Genomic DNA, 18853 nt, shown 5'->3' with positions numbered 1-18853 from the left:
GGGGATCGGGGAGGCGGGTTTCAGGTCCGGTTTACTTCTTGGTGACGAAGCGGAACAGGAACTGGTTGTCGGCGCGCTGGGCGAGTTCGACGCCATCGCGGACACCCCAGGCAAGGGCCTGCTGGTGCAGCGGGATATGCGAGACCTCGTCGTTGGCGATCGTGTACGCCTCGGCGATCAGGGCGTCGCGCTTGGCCTGATCGTTTTCCACGAGGATCTCGTCGGTGAGCGCGTCAACCTTCTCGTTGCAGTAGCCGCCAAGGTTGAAGGCGCCGCCGTTTCCTTTTTCGTCCCGGCACTGGATCAGGTTGTCGAGGATGTTCCAGCTGTCGAAGGACCCCGGGGTCCAGCCGAGCAGGTAGAAGGAGGTGTCGTAGCCGGCCGCTGCCAGCACCTTGGCGAAGTACTTCGCCTTGGGCTGGGCGTTCAGGTCGACCTTGACGCCGATGCGGGCGAGCATGGCGGCGACGGCCTGGCAGATCGCCTCGTCATTGACGTAGCGGTCGTTCGGGCAATCCATGCCGACCTCGAATCCGTCCGGATAGCCGGCCTCGGCAAGCAATTCCTTGGCGGCCTTCGGGTCATACGGGAACCGCTTGAACTCGTCGGAGCGCGCGTACAGGAACGGCGAAATCATCAGGGCCGACGGCTCCGATAGATTACGCATCACCTTGGCCTTGATCGCGTCGATGTCGATCGCCTGATAGAAGGCCTTGCGCACCCGTACGTCCTTGAACGGGTTCTTGCCCTTCACGTTCGAATACAGCAACTCGTCGCGCATCTGGTCCATGCCCAGGAAGATGGTGCGCAGCTCCGGACCGATCAGTGCCCGGGTGCCCGGGTTGCTTTCGACCCGTTTCACGTCCTGCACCGGGATCGGATAGACCATGTCCAGTTCACCCGAGAGCAGGGCGGCAACACGGGTCGCATCGGAACCGATCGGGGTGAACTCGACCGTGTCGAGATTGTGGGTCGGCGTGTCCCACCAGCCGTCGAACTTCTCATAGACGGTCTTCACGCCGGGTTCATGGCTGACGATCTTGAACGGACCGGTGCCATTGGCATGGAGCGCGGCATAGTTGGGGGTGGTGTCAGAGGCGGACGTGATCGCGACCGCGTCGTTTGCCTCGGTCCACTCCTTGTCCATGATGTACCAGGTGTCCCACTCGTAGGGCAGGATCGGGTTCGGGCCCGGCAGCACGAAGTCGACCGTATAGTCGTCGACGATCTCCAGCTTCACGTCCGCATTGACGCGCTTGGCCAGATCCGAGCCTTCGCTATGGAGGCGCTTCAGCGAAAAGGCGACGTCTTCCGCGGTAAAGTCATTGCCGTTTTGAAACTTCACGCCCTTGCGCAGATGGAAGCGCCAGCGATTCGGCTCGACGACCTCCCAGCTTTCGGCAAGCGACGGCTCGATTTCCAGCTTGTCGTTGCGCCGGGTCAGTCCCTCGTAGGTGTTGCCCAGAGCCGACAGCGTGAAGGTCTCGTTCAGGCTGTAGGGATCGAGCGTATTCAGGGTGCCTTGAAAGGCGAATTTGAGCGTTTCCGACTGGGCCGGCGAGATCGTCAAACCGACGAACGCAGCGGCCGCCACGATGAGTGATTTCGTTTTCATGTTCCCCTCGCGTCTTCGGTTTCCGGAGTTTGCCTTTGTTCTTAAAGTTTGTTTGCGGGCAGGCGTTTGCCTCCGTAAAACCACCACCATTCACTATTGCACCGGAGGCTGAACGTTCCAACCCTCCTTCAGTCGGCATTTAGGGTACGGGCTCATAAAATTCTGCTTTCAGGCGTCAATCCGGCAAAGAAAAGCTAGGAAAAGCCTGCAGAACCATGCGCGTGCATGGTGCAAAGGCTTTGACGCGGCTTTCCGCAGCCGGATTGACGTCCTTCGGATCGATCAGGAAACGGCTGCCTCCTGCGTTGCAAAATCTTGAAAACCTTCCGGGTTTCCTGCGATTTTGCGTCTTGAATACAGCCATTTCCTGAACGACCTGAAAACTGAATTTTATGGGTCCGTACCCTAGGATAATTTTCGACACAGACCGTCGAGGAAGGTGACACATTTTTCCAGCTCGGCCGCGTCGATATATTCATCGGCTTGATGGGCCTGGTCGATTGACCCGGGCCCGCATACCACTGTGGAAAGCCCGGCATCCTGGAACTGGCCGCCTTCGGTGGCATAGACCACCACATGGCGGCCGTTGTCGCCGGTCAGCTGGCGGGCAAGGATTTCCGCTTCGCCGTCCGCTTCCTGGCGCAGGCCTGGAACATTCGCAAGCCGGGTGATGTCGACGCGGCAGGACGGGGAGATCGCCCGCATGCCGGGCAGGACGTCTTCTTTTATGAAAGCCTCGTACCGGGCCTGCCAGTCCTCGCCGCGCTCCTCCGGCAGGGTCCGGATATCGGTCACGAATTCGCATTCCGCAGCGGTGATGTTATGGGCGTCCCCGCCCCGGATGGTGCCGCAGTGCAGGGTGGTGTAGGGCGGATCGAATAGGCAGTCCGCATCGGCCCGTGCCTTGTTCTCCGCGGTTTGCCCGTCCAGCCAGCCGATCAGGCGGGCGGCAACCGAAATGGCCGAGACGCCGCGGTCCAGCTGGCTGGAATGGACCGCATGGCCGAAGATCTTCGTTTTCAGGACGACAATGCCCTTGTGTCCGGTCACGGCCTTCATATTGGTCGGTTCGCCGACGATCACGGCTGCAGGCTTCGGGCCGTCGGCAAGCATGCGTTCGATCATCGGCGGCGCGCCGAAACAGCCGATTTCCTCGTCGTAGGACAGGGCGATATGGATCGGACGGGTGAGGCCGGCCGCCAGCATTTTCGGCACATGGGCCAGAACGGTGGCGGCGAAACCTTTCATGTCGGCGGTTCCGCGGCCGTAGAGGCGGTTGTTTTCGGCGCGCAGGACGAAGGGGTCCGAGGTCCACTCCTGATTGGCGACCGGCACCACGTCCGTATGGGCGGACAGAACCACGCCACCGGGCAGCGTCGGGCCGATCATGGCAAACAGGGAGGCCTTCTCGCCGGTCTCATCGAAGACGCGTGTCGTGGCAATGCCATGGTCTTCCAGATAAGCGGCGACGAAATCGATCAGGGCAAGATTGCTTTTGTCGGAAACGGTATCGAACCCGACAAGGGCGGCGAGCATCTCCTGCGGTGTGTATGTGCGGGCCAATATCCACTCCGGGCGGGTTGGGTCAAAACGGCTGACCGATAGGGTAAGGACCTGGTGAGTTAGACCGGAACCGGTTCCTTATCCAAATCCGTCAGCGAATAGATTTGCAAGGGAACGGTTTTGCCGCGCAGCACGATTTCCCGGGTTTCGCAGTCCGGAAGACGGACTTCGGCCGCCTTTAGGACGGCATCCGACAGGGTCAAGACGGAGCCGTGGGTCTTGTTTTCCGCCTCCAGGCGGCTTGCGGTGTTGACCACATCCCCAAGCGCGGTGATCGAACTGCGCTCGCCGCTTCCTCCGGCGGCGCCGATGCGGCCGAGGATGACGGGCCCGGCATGCAGGCCGATCCCGATCCGCAACGGCGCACGCAGGTTGTTGCCGCGCTCGCTGTTCAGGGCGTCGATCGCCTTGACGATTTCCCGGCTGGCGCGCAGTGCCTGGCGGGCGCCCTCGCGAAGGTCGGTTTCCATGCCGAAAATCGCCATGATGCCGTCGCCGATGAACTTGTCGACATAGCCGTCCTGTTTGCGGATCTCCTCGGAAACCAGGTCAAGGTAGCGGTTCAGCAGATAAACCACGTCGAAGGACAGGGTTTTTTCTGTCAGTCCGGTGAAGTCTCGAATGTCGACGAACATGATCACCACGGGCTGTTCCACCCCCCAGTAGTAGGCATCCTGGTGCGCCTGCGATCCCCGCTCGGCGGCTCGGACAGGGATGAGCGGGTGGACGCGCAGGTCGGACGTCGGTCGGACCTGACAGGCGAGACGGATACTTGGATCGGCCCCGATCTGCCTGAGAACCGCCGCTTCGGCCTGACTAGGCGGATCGAGGTCCTCGCCACCCGACAGGATCTTGACCCTGCAGGTCGAGCACCGGGCACGGCCGCCGCACACGGCGGCATGGGCGATGCCGTTTTCGCGGCTGATTTCCAGAAGGGAAGGGCCGGGCGCCGTGCGGACCAGGAGGTTGCCAGGGTATTCGACGGAAATCGTCTTGGCGAATTGCCGAACGGTCATGCGAATGAGCACGACGGCGAGGCTGAGAAAGATCAGCCCGAAGACCACTGCCCGGGCCTGATCCGCGAGTGTATAGACCCAGTCGACGTGCTCGGCCGTCACCTTGAGTGTGCGGGTGCCGGACGCTGCAAGCTGCCGTGCGCCGCTGATCCAGCCCCAAAGGGATAGGAGCGGAAACGCGACCGCGCCGGCGGACAGGAGGGGCAGGTACGGGCGATACCAGGCTTTCAGCCTCAGCCAGAAATGCAGGCCGATCATCGCATGGGTCCAGACCACCACAAGCAGCACGGACTGTGCGAACGCGTTGTCGGGCCACAGCAGGGCCAGCGTGTTTGAATAATCGGTCGAAAGGTCGAAAACGTTATCCAGCCCGACCGTCGCAAGGGTGTGTGGAATGAGTGTCCAGGGAATGTAGAGCCCGAGGACAAGCTGCAGGGTTTCCCAACCCGGCAGCCGGAGCGTCCGGCGTCGGGTCGTTCGCCACAGAGCCAGGACGACATGGGTGACGGCGGCGGTCACCAGAACGATCTGACCGGGCAGTTCGCCCCAGATCAAATGGTGGAGCTCTTCTCCCTTCCGCATCGCCGCCACGGACCAGATGCCAAGGGTGTGATTCAGGAAATGAGACACGCAGAATGCGAACAGGACCAGGCCGCTGAAGAGCCGGGCCTGCTGGCGCCAGTTTCCTCGGCCCGACTGGCTGGATGATGATGATTGGGTTTTTCCTGGAGTCATGCAGCGTGATTTCGTCTCTTGTCAGGATATCCTGACGGCTGGAGAACGCGAGGGCCCTGGCGCATCCTGTTGCGGCCTCAGGCGCGCAAGGTTTCACGAAGGATGTCGGTTTCGGTTATACAGATGACATCGAGGGGAGCCTGCCTGCCTCTGACAACCACCGAACGTCTCGTCACGTTTGCGTCGATTTCAAGGCCCGCGGCCTCCAGAATTTCGTGGGAAATGGCCGCTAGCGCATTTTCCTCCTTGGAGACACCCTCCAGGCGGCTTGCGACGTTGACCACGTCCCCGAGTGCGGTCAGGCCCGAGGCGACTCCGCTTTGGCCATCAAGGCCGATGCGCCCGAGAATCGCTGTCCCACCGTGCAGGCCCACCGCGACCCGCAGGGGCGCGTGGATATGGTCCGCAAGGTCCGCATTCACGCGCTGAAGTTCTTCCGTGAGATCGGAAATGGTGGTAACGGCCGACCGGACGCCTTTCTCAAACGGCGCGTCGACGGCGAACAGGGCCATGATCCCGTCGCCCATGACCTTGTCCACCATGCCACCGTTCTTGCCGATGATGCGGACGACGCCGTCGACATAGCGGTTCAGGATGAAGACCACATCGAAGGGCAGTTTGCCTTCGCTGAGCGAGGTGAAACCGCGCAGGTCGATGAACATCACAGCCACTTTTTGCTCCACGCCCCAGCGATATCGGTCGTGCAGGCCGCTGCGGCCGATCGCCCGGCCGGGAGAAAAGAGCGGACGGACGACCATATCGCTCCGCGGCCGGAGCTGGCAGGCGAGGCGGACATTGGCGCTGGCACCGATCCGCTTGAGCACATGCGCTTCCGTTCGTCCGGGTTCGCTCAGGTCGGCGGACCCGGACAGGATCAGGGTCCGGCAGGTGGAGCAGCGGGCCCGCCCGCCGCAGATCGACATGTGCGGGATGCCCTTCATCCGGCTGATTTCAAGCAGGGTCGGGCCGGGAGCCGCCTTGATCTCGCGGCCGTTCATGTAACGGATCGTGATCCGGCGGCGGAAGAACGCGATCGCCTTGCGGATCAGGAACAGGAGGATGATGGCGGCCACCAGCGCATAGAAGCCGATCCGGACATCCTGGATAATGTCCAGGAGTTCCGCTTTCTGCGCGGGGGTCACGTTTATCTTCTGGCCGTTTTCCAGAACCAGGCGTCGGGCCGCCGTGATCCAGCCGGTCAGGGCGAGGGTCGGAACAAGGACCGCCAGGCTGAAGAGCGGTGTCCGCAAACGCGCATACCAGGTTTTCATCCGCAGCCAATAGTGCAGGCCGATGCAGCCATGGACCCAGACGAGCAGCAGAAGCCCGCTTTGCCACAGCGCATCCGCCGGCCACAGGGCGGACAGTTCATGCCGGTAGTCGATATAGGAATCGAATTTGGCCATCGCGCCACGGGTCACGACGATATGCTTGATCAGCACATAGGGAATGAGGAGCCCGAGCACGAGTTGGACGGCTTCCCAGATCGGCATGCGCCAGGTACGCCTGCGGGCGGTTTTCCACAACGCCAGGCCCGCGTGGGTCACAAGCGCGCCATAGAGCGTCCACATGCCGGCGGGTGTCATCCAGATCCGGGCACGCAGATTATCGCCCCAGTCCATCGCGGCCAGCGAGATATTCCCGAGCGCATGGTTGAGGAAATGAAAAAAGACGAAAACAAACACAACCAGTCCTGCGATGAGGCGGATCTGCTGTTCAAGGGTTCCGGCCCCGGGAGGGTGTTTCGCCTTCGACTGCGGCATGTATCGGGTCCCTGGTTGATCCGCTGACTTTTTTGGCGCGCGGTTTGCTTTATGATCATCTTGGTAAGATTTTGACGGTCTGAAAAGCTCTTGCACGCTTTTCGCTTAGGAGAAACAGGAATGTCGGTGTCGGCTGCGTTGATGGATGAACTTAAAGGTCTCGAACTGGCGGATGACGCGGCGACGCTCCGGCTGAAGAGCCGCGACTTTTTCTGGTTTTCTCCGGTACTCAAAAGGCAGCTCGACACATGCCGGGCGGATCTGGTTGTCCGGCCGAAGACCCGGGAAGAAGTGCTGCAATTCGCGGCGATTGCCGCCAAAACGCGCACGACCGTCACTGTGCGCGGCGGCGGTACCGGCAATTACGGCCAGGCCGTTCCGCTGGAAGGCGGCATTGTCCTCGACATGGGCGGGCTGAACCGGGTTCTCGACGTGCAGCCGGGCGTGGGCACCTTCGAAGCCGGCGCGACCATGCTCGACATCGACAAGGCGCTTGCGCCCGAAGGCTGGGAATTGCGGTTTTATCCCTCGACGCGGAAACAGGCGACCATCGGCGGCTTCGTTGCCGGCGGCGCGGCCGGTGCCGGGTCCTGCACCTGGGGGCAGCTTGGCGATCCGGGCGCGGTGATTGCCGTCGAGGTGGTCACCGTGGAAGAGGAACCGAAGGTTATCCGGCTGGAAGGCCGGGATGTCCTCAAGGTGCTCCACGCCTACGGGATCAACGGCATTATCCTGTCCGTAACCGTTCCGCTCGCACCTGCCCATCCCTGGGCCGAACGGATCGTTGCCTTTCCGGATCTGAAGTCCGCGGCGGCTTTCGGCCAGACCTTCACCGAATCCGACGGCATCGCCAAGAAGCTCGTATCGGTGTTCGATCCGGCGATCCCGCCGAAACTCGGCCGGGTCGGCAAGCTGGTTCCGGAAGGCCGGGCGGCGGCTATCGTTATGGTCAGCGAACCCCAGGCCGAAGCCATGGCGGCGATGGCCCGGGACTTCGGTGGAACGGTCGTTTTCGAACGGGGTGCGGCTGAGGCACAGGCCGCCGCCTTCGAAGGCACCGGCAGCTACGGCCCGCTCTACGAATACACCTGGAACCACACGACGCTGCATGCCCTGAAACGGGATCCGGCGATCACCTATCTGCAGGTCAAATTCCCGGAGCAGAACAGCCTGGAGGTTCTCACCCGCCTGGCGGAAACCTTCGGCGAGGAAGTGTTGATGCACCTGGAATTTCAGCGCCGCTTCGGCAAGGTGGCGTTTTCGGCGCTGCCCCTGGTCAGCTACACCACCGATGAACGGCTGGCCGAGATCATCACGACCATCAATGCGACCGGTGCCCTCGTGTCCGATCCGCACAGCTACGTGCTCAACAATGCAGGTTGGAAACGGATCGATGCGCCGCAGCCGGAATTCAAGCGCCTGGCCGACCCGCATGGATTGATGAACCCGGGAAAGCTGGCTGTCTGACCGCTTCCGCCATGCAGTTTTCCCGAACCTTTTTGCCTTAGGGTACGGACCCATAAAATTCTATTTTCAGGCGCCAATCCGGCAAAGGATAGCGAGGAAAAGCCTGAAGAACCATGCGCGTGCATGGTGCAAAGGCTTTGACGCGGCTTGCCGCAGCCGGATTGGTGTCCTTTGGATCGATCAGGAAATGGCTGCCTCCTGCGTTGCAAAATCTTGAAAACCTCGCGGGTTTCTCGCGATTTATGCGCCTTGGATACAGCCATTTCCTGATCGACCTGAATACAGAATTTTGTGAATCCGTACCCTAGCCCTTGAAAGCGGAGGCCAGACCGGCACATTTGGGCCACGATCAATCGAACCAGAGGCGGCCCCATGAAGGTCTACGGCATCAAGAATTGCGACACGGTCAAGAAGGCGCGCAAGTTTCTCGAGGAAGCCGGAGTGGACTACACCTTCCATGACTACAAGAAGGAAGGGGTGGATGCCGACAAGCTTGCCGCCTTCGTCGGCGAATTCGGCTGGGACACGGTCCTCAACCGGAAAGGCACCACCTGGCGCAAGCTGGACGACGATGTGAAGGAAAGCGTCACCGATGCCGCCAGCGCCATCGCGCTGATGATCGACAATCCGTCGATGATCAAGCGGCCGATCGTCGAGGGCGAGGCGAAGAATTTTATCGGCTTCGATCCCGTTGCCTGGGAAATGGCGCTGGAACTCGGCGAATTGAAATAGGCGACGGTTACCAGGTCCGTCTCGGGCCGACGTCGATATGATAATGGCCGGATCGATAATATTTGTAGCCGCCGACTTCCTTTTGCGCCTTCAGGAAGGCGATCACCGATGACGGATTGCCGGAGACGGAGAAGTCAACGGCCCGGCAGTTCAGGTGATAGGAATCGCCGGCGCCGCCCTTCCACCAGTTTTCCAGCCACCAGCGTTTGGTCGAGGAGACCGTGACCCGGCCGTAGCGTTTCGAAACCCGGTTCAGAACCTTCTTCAGCTTTCGCGGCACGCACCATTCCGTATCGTTGTAGCGGATATTGTTGTGCGAGGCGGTCATCCAGCCGAGGCCGGTCACGCCGGCGACGGAACCGCAACCCGCGAGCGCCGGTGCGATTGCGATCAGAACAGCCAGTGTAATCGGACGGAGACGCGCCATGATGCCTTGTCTAGGGTTGAGGAAAATCGATCTCAGGATCGGCGCAAGACGTTAAAATTGTCATGAAAAACATGGTTAAGCGTTAGGCAATCCGAGGCCTTTCAAGGGTCCTGGCGTTAACGATTTGGGGCTTTGGACCCGAGCCTTTCGGGCCGCTTCCGCCTCAGACGGGACGGGTTGCCTTGTTGACGATATGCATCCTGATCATGCACAAACTTGCGACAATCTTTCAAAACGGTGTCCGGTTTCATGACAGCTTTCGACCCCCTCCCGCCTCTGCCGCAAATCATGGTGGCGCCAAACGGCGCCCGCAAAATGAAGAGCGATCACCCGGCCCTGCCGATCACCGTCGAAGAGACGGTGCAGGCGGCAAAGGCCAGCTTCGAGGCGGGGGCCGGGGGACTGCATGCCCATGTACGCGACGGCCAAGGCAAACATGTCCTCGATGCCGGTCTCTACCGCGAGCTTCTAAAGGAAATGGCGGCTGCCGTTCCGGACATGTATGTCCAGATCACGACCGAGGCGGTCGGCATATACAGCCCCGAGGAACAACGCGCTCTTGTTCGCGATGTCATGCCGGATGCCGTATCCATCGCCCTTCGGGAGATGTGCCCCGACGAGGAGACCGCCGAGGCGCGCAGTTTTTACCATTGGGCCGCCGAAGCCCGGATTGCCGTGCAGCACATTCTCTACAGTCCGGAAGATGTCGAACGGTTCCTGCGCTTCGCTGCGGACGGTGTGCTTCCCGGTGGGTCGGCGCAGGTTCTGTTCGTTCTGGGGCGCTATGCGGAGAACCAGGAGAGCGATCCGGAAGATCTCGATCCTTTCCTCACAGAACTCGCCCGGTGCCCGGCCGACCTGAAACTCGACTGGGCCATTTGCGCCTTCGGTCACCGGGAAACGGACTGTCTTGTCTACGCGATGGAAAAAGGCGGCAAAGCGCGGATCGGTTTCGAAAACGGTCTGTGGAACCGGGATGGCGCTCTTGCCGCCGACAACGCGGACCGGGTTCGCGATCTGGTTATGGCCGTGAAAGGCGCCGCTTAGACGGCCTGTTTCAGATCCTTGGAAACATTTTCCAGCAGCCAGTCCCGGAAGGCGCGGATTTTTCCGGCGTTGCGGCGGCTTTCAGGATAGCTCAGGAACCAGCCTTCATCGGTTTCGCATTCCAGCTCGAACGGGCGGATCAACTGGCCTTTGGCAAGGGCCTCCCGGTAGAAAAACGGCGTCAGGATCGCAGCTCCCTGTCCGGCGATCGCCCGCTGCGCTTCCAGTGCCTGGGATCCCATGCGTGTGGCGGGATTATCCGTCAGGTTGGCGTTTGAGATCCCGGCGGCCTCGAACCAGTCGGTCCACCAGGGGTCATGCGGGTCGATGATCGGCAGTTTGAGAAGGTCTTCCGGTGAGCGAACGCCGCCGACACTTTCCGCAAGTCCGGGCGACAGCATCGGCGTGAACCGGCACGGCACGAGCTCGTGAAAGCGCAGGGATCCTTTCGGCCGTATGCCGGCGGTGATCAGGACATCGGCGGAAGGCGCCTCGACAGAGGGCGGTTCCGAATCGGGGCGCTCGATCGGCCGGGCATAGGGTATGAGCCTGACCGCAAGACCGGGATTTTCAAGCTGAAAGCCGCCGATGCGTTCCGACAGCCAGAAGATCGCGAAGGTCGAGTTGCACAGGATCGTCAGGGTGCCCTGACCCGTCTGGCGCACGCTGTCAAATGCATCCCGGAGTATTGAAAACGCCTCCGTGACCCGGGGTGCGAGTTGCGCGCCGGTCTCCGTGAGTTCGATCCGTCGCGGCAGGCGCCGAAACAGCTCTGCGCCCAAACGCTCCTCGAGCACCTTGATCTGATAGCTGACGGCGGCCTGGGTCATGCCGAGCTCCTCGCCAGCGCGGGTGAAACTCATGTGGCGGCAGACGGCCTCGAAGACACGGATCGCAGCGACAGGTGGAAGTGGTTCAGTCATGATGCATAAAATCTCCTTATGTATCATGCGCGATTTTTCGTTGGTCTTCCAGTGTCTCGGTGAACAGATTTGCGCCTGTAAATCGCTGGAGTATTGACGAAATGTCCGTTTATCGAACTCGGTCGCACCGCGCCGCCGGGAAGGCCCTCGCTTGTGCCCGATTTATCGCAAAGGCCTGCAACTGCCTGTTTCGGCGCACAGGATTGCCTGAAGATAGCGGTCCGGAACCGGAGCGTCTACTTAAGGACTCCGGATTGAATCGACCCCGATTCTCAGGCTCGTCGCTGGAGGATAAATGGCGAGGGGAACTCGCCATTCTGGCAAGGAAGCAAAGCGGGCGGGATTGATTGGCCGTGCTTCGTTACAGCAGCAATGCCCAGACCGTGGCGGCGAGCATGCCGGCAGCCATCACGATTGTGGTGGTGCGCAGGATCGGGCCTTCGCCGAGAATGGCCAGGATCGACACGCCGAGGAGGGCCCAGATCGAATGGGCAATCGTGCCGCCAAGAATAAAGCCGCCGGTCAGGACGAGCGCGTTTTCCGTCAGGCCGAGGCCGTTGCCCGCAAAGAAGGTCGTATAGGCGGCCAGGCTCATGGCCCAGGTTTTCGGGCTGAGCGGATGGATCAGCAGGCCTTCCCAGAAGCTTGGCAGCGTGACTTCTTCCTTCGGCTTGATGCTGAGGGCGACGATGCGCCAGGCGAGGTAGGTCATGTAGGCCATGCTGAGCGCCTTGAAGACAATGACCAGCGGCCCACCGCCCGCCATGGCTTGACCCAGTCCATAGCCGACGCACATGTTGAGCACGATCGAGCCGAGCTGCGAGGCCATGATGACCGGAAAGGCCGTGCGGTAACCGGACGTCGCGCCGATGGCCATGAAGGTCAGGTTGCCGGGACCGGGCGTTCCGGTCATGACGGCGACGAAAAGGGCGAAGGCGGTCAGGGTCGATGCGTCCGGCATGAGATTATAACAATCGATACAATATGGATTTTGGATAGAGATACTTGAGCAATTGTTCCGGTCAATGTATTTATTGTCCTTATGACAATGTGGGTGCCTGACATCACAAACGCCGACGGCCCGATTTATCTCGCCATCGCCAATGCCATCGAAACCGATATCGGCACCGGCGCCCTGGCGAGGGGCGACCGGCTGCCGCCCCAGCGCGAGCTTGCCTACCAGCTCGGCATTACCCTCGGCACGGTGACGCGTGCCTATCGGGAAGCCGAACGCCGCCGCCTGTTGCGTGGTGAAACCGGACGGGGCACCTATGTCGCTCCCGAAACCCAGGCAGTTTCGCCGCTGATTCCCCATGAGGATGGCGACGAAGACCTGGATCTTGCCCGGAACTTCGCCTATCCGCATCTCAATCCGAGCCTGAGCGAAGGCCTGATCCGGCTGGCGCGCACCCCCGGCATCGACCGGCTCAACGGCTTCGTGCCCTCCGAGGGCCTGAGATCGCACCGGGAAACTGGGGCGCTGCTGTTTGAAAAGTTCGGCCTTGAGGCGGATCCGGACCGGATCGCGCTGACCTGTGGTGCCCAGCACGGGATCCAGATTCTGCTGCAGGCGCTGTTCCGTCCGGGCGATGCGGTCGCTGTGGATGCCTTCACCTATCCGTCGATCCTGAATTCCGCCCCTCACCTCGGGCTGCGGCTCGTGCCCGTTCCCGCAGTGCGCGGGCCGGATGGCGGTTATCTGGCGATGGACCCGGATGCGCTTCTGGAAGCCGTGCGCCAGCACGGGGTCAAGGGCGTCTTCCTGATGCCCAACATGCAGAACCCGACCACCCACACCATGAGCCTGGCCGAACGCGAGGCGCTAGTTGCCGTTGCCCGCAAGGCCGGTCTCAAGATCATCGAGGACGATCCCTATACGCCGTTCATCACCGAAAGCCTGCCGTCTTTTGGAAAACTGGCGCCGGAGTTGACCGCATCGATTGCCAGTATTTCCAAACTGATTTCGCCCGGCAGCCGGATCGGCTTTGTCCATGTACCGGCCTCCTACGGCGCCTCGGTCCGCAACCTGATCGGCGAAAGCACCTGGATGGCCTCGCCGATCACCGCGGAACTGATCGGCGGCTGGATCCGTGACGGCTCGCTGGATAAGGCCCTGACAGCCAAGCGCCGCGCGAACCGGAAGCGCTTTGAACAGGTGGTGGAGCGGTTTGGTGCCGACAGGCTGCAGGGCGGTGAAGACAAGGTCTTCGGCTGGTTACACCTGCCCGATGGCGTCGATGCGGATGCGGTCGAAGCGACGCTGGCCCATCAGGGTCTGTCGATCCTCTCGTCCCGCTATTTCCAGACATCGGGCCAGAAGCTGGCGCCCTACATGCGCGTGACCTTCGGTTCCATTGCGGATGACGGCCGGTTCACCGAAGCGCTCGACCGCGTGGCGGCAACGATCGCCCGTTTCGCGAAAGGCCCCGAACGGTCCCAGCCGGTCGGATAAGATCTTGCTCTAAGCCAAATGATGAGTGGGGAACCTTTGACAAGCCTGCGTTCCGCGTGAATAAGCGGGCAATCGGCACCGGCCGGCCCAAAAGCGTGACCCAAGGCTTGAAAGGCGATATGGCGTTCTGGACCCCGCACAGGAACAAACGAGACGAAGAGCAGCGCTTCGATCCGGCGCTTGCGGATTTCGCCGTTTTTGAAGGTGTCGGCCTGACCTTGGGCGGCCGTGAGGTGCTGAAAGGGATTTCCCTTGTCCTCTCCGAACGCCGGATCGGAATCGTCGGTCTGAACGGATCGGGCAAGAGCAGCCTGGTGCGTCTCCTGAACGGGCTGCACCTGCCCGGCCTTGGAAGCGTCCGCATTTTCGGCGCCGAGACAAAGGCAGTCCGGGCGCAGCTGCCGCGCCATGTGGGCTTCGTGTTCCAGAACCCGGATCACCAGGCGATCTTCCCGACGGTGGAAGAGGAAATCGCCTTCGGCCTGACCCAGCTTGGCGCCGACAAGCAGGCAGCTAGAGACGGGGCCAGTGATTTCCTGAAACAGCATTACTGCGAGGCACTGGCCAAAAAGCCTTTTGCGGAACTGTCCGAGGGCCAGAAGCAGCTCATTTGCATTCTGGCGGTTTTGGTCATGCAGCCGGAGCTGCTGGTTCTCGACGAACCGATGGCGAGCCTCGACGGACTGGCCTCCCGTCGCATCCAGCAGAAGCTGAGAACGCTCGATCAGAAGATCGTCCTGATCAGCCACGACCTTGCCGTCTTTGACGGGTTCGACCGGGTGATCTGGCTGGAGGACGGACAGGTGCGCATGGACGGCGTTCCGGGCGACGTCCTGCCGGCCTATGTGGCCGATCTCGACCGCAGGGCCGGCGCTGCAACGGATGAGGTGGACCTGTGATCTCCGTTTACCTGCCCGGCACCAGCTGGCTCCATCGGATGCCGGCGCGTCTCAAGCTTCTGCTTCTAGCCGCCCTCAGCATGGCGATCCTGCCGGTGCAGGATCCTCTTGTATTGGGCGGGGTGTTTGCAGCTGTTCTTGCGTTCTACGCCACGCTTGGGCCGCAGGGGCTGAAGCAGGTCCGGCTCTTGAGACCGCTTGCCTCGCTTCTCCTGATCATCTTTCTGCTTCACGGGATTGGTGGATCCTGGATGGAGGGACTGGTGGCCGTGATGCGCCTAGTTTCCATGGTGCTGCTTGCCAATCTCGTTTCCGTCACCACCCGCATGGACGACATGTTGGAAGCGGTCATGCCGCTCTTCTATCCGCTGAAGATCTTCGGCGTGTCGCCGAAGAAGCCGGCGCTTGCCGTGACCCTGGTGATCCGGTTTGTGCCGGTGTTGCTCTCGGTATATTCCTCTCTGGCAGAGGCCTACCGGGCGCGCACAGGCAAACGCGGCAGCTGGCGGCTGGTCGCCCCCTTTGCGCTGCAGGCGCTCAGACTGTCGGAAAACGTCGCCGAAGCACTGACCGCCCGTGGCGGGGCGGCGGGACTGGGATCACACATTCCCCGAACCCGGCGAGGTGACGCCGGATGCTGAAAAGGAACTCATGACCATGACTGACCGTTCGCTGGTCCAGATCGCTTTTTATGCCGCCCTGATCGCGGCCCTTGGCCTGCTGCCGAAGTTCGCGATTCCCTTCCTGGGCGGTGTGCCGATCACGGCGCAGACGTTGGGTGTGATGCTGGCCGGCGTCATGCTCGGTCCGGTCAGGGGCGCGCTCGCAATGCTTCTTTTCCTGTTCCTTATCGCACTTGGGGCACCGCTCCTGGCCGGCGGACGTGGCGGTCTTGGTGTTTTCGCCTCGCCGACGGTCGGTTTTCTGATCGGCTTTCCCGTCGGTGCCTTTGTCGCCGGTCTGATCATGCAGCGGACGAAGACGCTGTCGGTTCTCCCGGCTGCCGCCCTTGCCGCACTCGTCGGCGGGGTCGGGGTCGTCTATCTGTTCGGCATTCCGGGTATCGCGATCATGGCGGACCTGCCTTTGGCGAAAGCCGCCTTCGGCGCGGCCGTCTTTATCCCCGGCGACCTGATCAAGGTGGCGGTCACCGCCGTTGTCGCCGAAACGGTGGCCCGCGGCTTGCCTCGGGCTCTGCTGTCGCGCGGCTGACCTGACATGGCGTTCGTCGGGAGCAGCCTGAAGGATCACGCCAGGGCGCGCCCGATGGAGCGCGCCCTGAGCTGTGACCGGCGCTTCTGGACCTGGGCCGACCTGTTCGAAGACGTCGAGGCTCTTTCCGGCCACCTTGTCTCCCGTATTTCCTATGGCGGGCGGGTTGCCTTGTGCCTGACCGATCCGGCGGATCTGCTGATCGCTTTTCTCGCCGTCATCCGCCGGGGTGGACTCGCCATGGTGTTCGATCCGGCCTGGCCGCCCGCCCGCCGGTCCTGGGTCGAGCGGGAGACGGTGCCGGACCTTGTGCTCGACGCATTGCCTCTTGCGGAATTCCGCAGCTGGACCCCGCCTTCGTCGCTGCCGACTGGAGCCCCCGACGAAACGGCCTTGTTCTACGCCGGCTTCACCTCCGGCTCGACCGGCGACCCGAAGGGCTATTGCCGAACCCACCGGTCATGGCTGAAGAGTTTCGAATTGAGCCGGGCGGAATTTGCCATCGGTCCGCACAACCGGATCGTCATTCCCGGAAGCCTCGTTCATTCCCTGCATCTTTACGGGGCGGTCCATGGCCTGCATGCGGGTGCCGGCGTGGTGCTGTGTCCGCGGTTTTCCCCGAAGGCGCTTGCGGAGCAATTGCGGGAGGCGGACGGGACCGTCTTCTACGCCACGCCGACCCAGATCCACTATGTGGCCGAAGAACTGAAGCGGTCCGGTCCGGCGCCAACAGTCGGGCTGGTTCTTGCCAGCGGCGCGAAATGGCGCGCCGAGGACAGGCGGGCCATGGCGGCCGTTTTCCCGAGAGCCCGGCTGGTTGAATTCTACGGCGCGTCTGAGATGAGCTTCATCACCGTTTCGACGCCCGAGGACCCTGTGCCGGACCGTTCAGTTGGTCGAGCTGCGTCCGGTGTGTCGATCCGGATCGGAGAGCCCGGTAACTTGCCGGTGGCTCCGGGTACAATCGGGCCGATCTGGGTGAAAAGCGGCCTGCTGTTCGATCGCTATATTTGCGGCGGCGGTGAGGAGGTATGCTGGAAGGACGGCTGGCTGACCGTCGGCGATCACGGCTTCCTCGATGACAACGGCTTTCTCTATCTCGCCGGCCGGGAAAAGCGGATGATCGTCACCTCCGGCCTCAACATCTATCCCGAAGAGGTGGAGCAGGTCCTGGCCGGCCATCCTTCCATTCTGGCAGTCGCCGTCTTCGGCCTCCCCGATCCGGTGCGCGGCTGCCGGTTGGTTGCAGCCGTCACTCCGGAACCCGGTGAAAGGATCGATGAAAGCGAACTGCGCCGGCTTTGTCTCAGCGAGCTCGGCCGATCGAGAACGCCGCGCAGCTTTCATGTGGTCTCCGACTGGCCGTTGACCCCTGGCGGCAAGACCGATCTGCAGAAGCTGGAGCAGGGCTTGCTGCAGTTGTTATCAAGCGCCGAGGCCGCGGAATGACCGGCAAGCCGTCGGCAATCATCGTGGCAGCCCGCAGAACCGCTGTCGCCCCGAGAGGCGGCGCCTTCCGGCATCTGCAAGCGGACGAGTTGGCGGCCCCGGTCATCGAGGCGGTTTTAGCCGATGCGGGACTGTCCGGCGCTGACGTTGATCAGGTGATCCTCGGAAACGCTCTTTATGGCGGCGGCAATCCGGCCCGGCTTGCCACCTTGCGCGCCGGATTGCCGGAAACGGTGCCGGCGATGACGATCGATACCCAGTGCTGTTCCGGCCTCGATGCCATCTTGCAGGCGGTTCGATTGGTGGAAGCGGGTGCCGCGGACTGCGTGCTGGCGGGAGGCGCTGAAAGCTTCAGCCGCTCAGCCATCCGGATGCATCGTCCAATCCATCCGGATGAAACGCCGGTCGCCTATGACCGGCCGTCGTTCTCGCCTTGGCCGGACCGGGACCCGGACTTGAGCGAGGCTGCCGCGGATCTTGCGCGTCAGCGCGGGCTATCACGGGACGCTCAGGCGGCCTTTGCGGTCGAAAGCCACCGCAAGGCCTTGGCCTTTCTTGAGAGCGGTGAGTACGGGCCAGAGATAGTCCCCGTTTCCGGTCTTTCCCGCGATGCCTTTACCCGCAGGCTGGAGCTGAAGACCGCTCTGCGCGCACCGGTCATCACCGGCGATGTAGATACCGGCGTGTCGACGGCAATGACGGCCGTCGCAGCGGACGCTGCCGCCGTCGTTGCCGTTATGTCGGAAAAGAAAGCACGCGGTCTTGGGCTGGCAGCCGGCTTACGGGTTCTGGATGGCGTCATGGCTGCCGGCGATCCGGCACAGCCGGCGCTGGTGACGCAGCTCGCGATCCGGCGCCTTGTCGAGCAGTTAGAAAGATATCCAGAGGCTTTCGATGCGATCGAACTGATGGAGGCCTATGCCGTTCAGGCCATGGCGACCATTACTGACCTGGGGCCTCGATACGGCGCAGGTGAATAAGAACGGCGGCGCACTTTCAAGGGGGCATCCGATCGGAGCCTCGGGTGCGATCCTGGCCGTCCGCCTGTTCCACGACTTGAAAAACCGGAAACCGGGACAGACCGGACTGGCCGCGATCGCTGCTGCCGGAGGTCTGGGGACCGCAGTCGCTTTTCAAAGCATTGATTTTCGCGCCTGAAATTTGCCAGGCGGGCTCGGTCCGGCATTAAGAATTGTTAACGATTTCAGCCTGTTTAAAACACGCGATGGGCCGACAACCCGCAGATTTCCTTATATTTTTGCCGTTCGAGGTCAGGGTTATCCACATGCCAAAATCAACGAATTTTTCGAACTGAAAAATTTTTCAAAATTCTTGTTGACCGGGCCGACGGCCACCCCTATAACCACGTTCATCGACGGCGGCAACGTCGCTGGCGACAGGGCCTTGCGCTCTAAATTACCCGAAAAGATGGCTTGACGGCCGAATGAAAGTTCGGCATAAGCGCCTCGTTCCTCGGGACACGGTTCTTCGGAAAACGCCTTCGGGTGGTACGGAATAACCAACTGGCTCATCGAGCCAGCGCTCTTTGACAA

General features: G+C 61.8%; 19 protein-coding genes. 10 read left to right on the top strand and 9 right to left on the bottom strand.

Going from position 1 to position 18853, the window contains the following annotated elements; translation table 11 throughout:
* Positions 1 to 31: 31 nt before the first annotated feature.
* The 5 genes from ABIN98_RS03115 to ABIN98_RS03095 form a co-directional block, all read right to left on the bottom strand.
* On the bottom strand, positions 32 to 1615 hold the full coding sequence (locus tag ABIN98_RS03115) for an ABC transporter substrate-binding protein (RefSeq protein WP_346907320.1): 1584 nt from the start codon (positions 1613 to 1615) through the stop codon (positions 32 to 34).
* A 175-nt stretch (positions 1616 to 1790) separates the two neighbouring features.
* The gene (locus tag ABIN98_RS03110) at positions 1791 to 1979 is read right to left on the bottom strand and encodes a hypothetical protein (protein ID WP_394701417.1); all 189 of its coding nucleotides are present in this window, start codon (positions 1977 to 1979) and stop codon (positions 1791 to 1793) included.
* 41 nt (positions 1980 to 2020) lie between these two features.
* Complete coding sequence (gene argE / locus ABIN98_RS03105) at positions 2021 to 3178, bottom strand: acetylornithine deacetylase (RefSeq protein ID WP_346907319.1); 1158 nt, start codon at positions 3176 to 3178, stop codon at positions 2021 to 2023.
* Positions 3179 to 3237: 59 nt separating this feature from the next.
* On the bottom strand, positions 3238 to 4929 hold the full coding sequence (locus tag ABIN98_RS03100) for an adenylate/guanylate cyclase domain-containing protein (RefSeq protein ID WP_346907317.1): 1692 nt from the start codon (positions 4927 to 4929) through the stop codon (positions 3238 to 3240).
* A 77-nt stretch (positions 4930 to 5006) separates the two neighbouring features.
* A complete protein-coding gene (locus ABIN98_RS03095; RefSeq protein ID WP_346907315.1) occupies positions 5007 to 6692 on the bottom strand; it encodes an adenylate/guanylate cyclase domain-containing protein in 1686 nt (561 codons plus the stop codon).
* A gap of 120 nt (positions 6693 to 6812) precedes the next feature.
* On the opposite strand from ABIN98_RS03095, the gene ABIN98_RS03090 reads away from it, so the two are divergent.
* Both ABIN98_RS03090 and ABIN98_RS03085 read left to right on the top strand, forming a co-directional pair.
* The gene (locus ABIN98_RS03090; protein ID WP_346907314.1) at positions 6813 to 8159 is read left to right on the top strand and encodes an FAD-binding oxidoreductase; all 1347 of its coding nucleotides are present in this window, start codon (positions 6813 to 6815) and stop codon (positions 8157 to 8159) included.
* 372 nt (positions 8160 to 8531) lie between these two features.
* On the top strand, positions 8532 to 8891 hold the full coding sequence (locus ABIN98_RS03085; RefSeq protein ID WP_346907312.1) for an ArsC family reductase: 360 nt from the start codon (positions 8532 to 8534) through the stop codon (positions 8889 to 8891).
* 7 nt (positions 8892 to 8898) lie between these two features.
* Here the strand turns inward: ABIN98_RS03085 and ABIN98_RS03080 are convergent, their stop codons facing one another.
* Positions 8899 to 9318 carry a D-Ala-D-Ala carboxypeptidase family metallohydrolase gene (locus ABIN98_RS03080; protein WP_346907310.1) on the bottom strand — a complete coding sequence of 140 codons (420 nt, stop codon included), beginning with the start codon at positions 9316 to 9318 and terminating at the stop codon, positions 8899 to 8901.
* Between the two features lie 249 nt (positions 9319 to 9567).
* Between ABIN98_RS03080 and ABIN98_RS03075 the strand changes: the two genes are divergently transcribed.
* On the top strand, positions 9568 to 10365 hold the full coding sequence (locus ABIN98_RS03075; RefSeq protein WP_346907309.1) for a 3-keto-5-aminohexanoate cleavage protein: 798 nt from the start codon (positions 9568 to 9570) through the stop codon (positions 10363 to 10365).
* On the opposite strand, the gene ABIN98_RS03070 is transcribed toward ABIN98_RS03075, so the two are convergent.
* Both ABIN98_RS03070 and ABIN98_RS03065 read right to left on the bottom strand, forming a co-directional pair.
* Positions 10362 to 11288 carry a LysR family transcriptional regulator gene (locus tag ABIN98_RS03070; protein WP_346907307.1) on the bottom strand — a complete coding sequence of 309 codons (927 nt, stop codon included), beginning with the start codon at positions 11286 to 11288 and terminating at the stop codon, positions 10362 to 10364. The two genes, ABIN98_RS03075 and ABIN98_RS03070, sit on opposite strands and share 4 nt — an antisense overlap.
* Positions 11289 to 11649: 361 nt before the next feature.
* Positions 11650 to 12249 carry a LysE family transporter gene (locus tag ABIN98_RS03065; RefSeq protein WP_346907305.1) on the bottom strand — a complete coding sequence of 200 codons (600 nt, stop codon included), beginning with the start codon at positions 12247 to 12249 and terminating at the stop codon, positions 11650 to 11652.
* Between the two features lie 87 nt (positions 12250 to 12336).
* On the opposite strand from ABIN98_RS03065, the gene ABIN98_RS03060 reads away from it, so the two are divergent.
* Genes ABIN98_RS03060 through ABIN98_RS03030 form a run of 7 tightly spaced genes read left to right on the top strand, consistent with a single transcriptional unit; the run spans position 12337 to position 18458 of the window.
* Positions 12337 to 13740: a PLP-dependent aminotransferase family protein gene (locus ABIN98_RS03060; RefSeq protein WP_346907303.1), complete on the top strand. Its 1404-nt coding sequence runs from the start codon at positions 12337 to 12339 to the stop codon at positions 13738 to 13740.
* A gap of 56 nt (positions 13741 to 13796) precedes the next feature.
* The gene (locus tag ABIN98_RS03055; protein WP_346907301.1) at positions 13797 to 14639 is read left to right on the top strand and encodes an ABC transporter ATP-binding protein; all 843 of its coding nucleotides are present in this window, start codon (positions 13797 to 13799) and stop codon (positions 14637 to 14639) included.
* A complete protein-coding gene (locus tag ABIN98_RS03050) occupies positions 14636 to 15280 on the top strand; it encodes an energy-coupling factor transporter transmembrane component T (protein ID WP_346907299.1) in 645 nt (214 codons plus the stop codon). Before ABIN98_RS03055 ends, ABIN98_RS03050 begins: the two co-directional genes overlap by 4 nt.
* Positions 15281 to 15296: 16 nt before the next feature.
* On the top strand, positions 15297 to 15851 hold the full coding sequence (locus ABIN98_RS03045; protein WP_346907297.1) for a biotin transporter BioY: 555 nt from the start codon (positions 15297 to 15299) through the stop codon (positions 15849 to 15851).
* A gap of 6 nt (positions 15852 to 15857) precedes the next feature.
* Positions 15858 to 17300 carry an AMP-binding protein gene (locus tag ABIN98_RS03040; RefSeq protein ID WP_346907295.1) on the top strand — a complete coding sequence of 481 codons (1443 nt, stop codon included), beginning with the start codon at positions 15858 to 15860 and terminating at the stop codon, positions 17298 to 17300.
* Complete coding sequence (locus tag ABIN98_RS03035) at positions 17297 to 18280, top strand: beta-ketoacyl synthase N-terminal-like domain-containing protein (protein WP_346907293.1); 984 nt, start codon at positions 17297 to 17299, stop codon at positions 18278 to 18280. The genes ABIN98_RS03040 and ABIN98_RS03035 overlap by 4 nt, the downstream gene beginning before the upstream one ends.
* On the top strand, positions 18219 to 18458 hold the full coding sequence (locus tag ABIN98_RS03030) for a hypothetical protein (protein ID WP_346907291.1): 240 nt from the start codon (positions 18219 to 18221) through the stop codon (positions 18456 to 18458). The genes ABIN98_RS03035 and ABIN98_RS03030 overlap by 62 nt, the downstream gene beginning before the upstream one ends.
* A gap of 119 nt (positions 18459 to 18577) precedes the next feature.
* Here ABIN98_RS03030 and ABIN98_RS03025 read toward each other — a convergent pair.
* Positions 18578 to 18853 (bottom strand): hypothetical protein (locus ABIN98_RS03025; protein ID WP_346907289.1); only part of this gene is annotated, 276 nt, incomplete at its 5' end.

The organism is uncultured Roseibium sp. (assembly GCF_963675095.2).
Classification (GTDB): Bacteria; Pseudomonadota; Alphaproteobacteria; order Rhizobiales; family Stappiaceae; genus Roseibium.
This window is presented reverse-complemented; position numbering and strand designations above follow the sequence as displayed.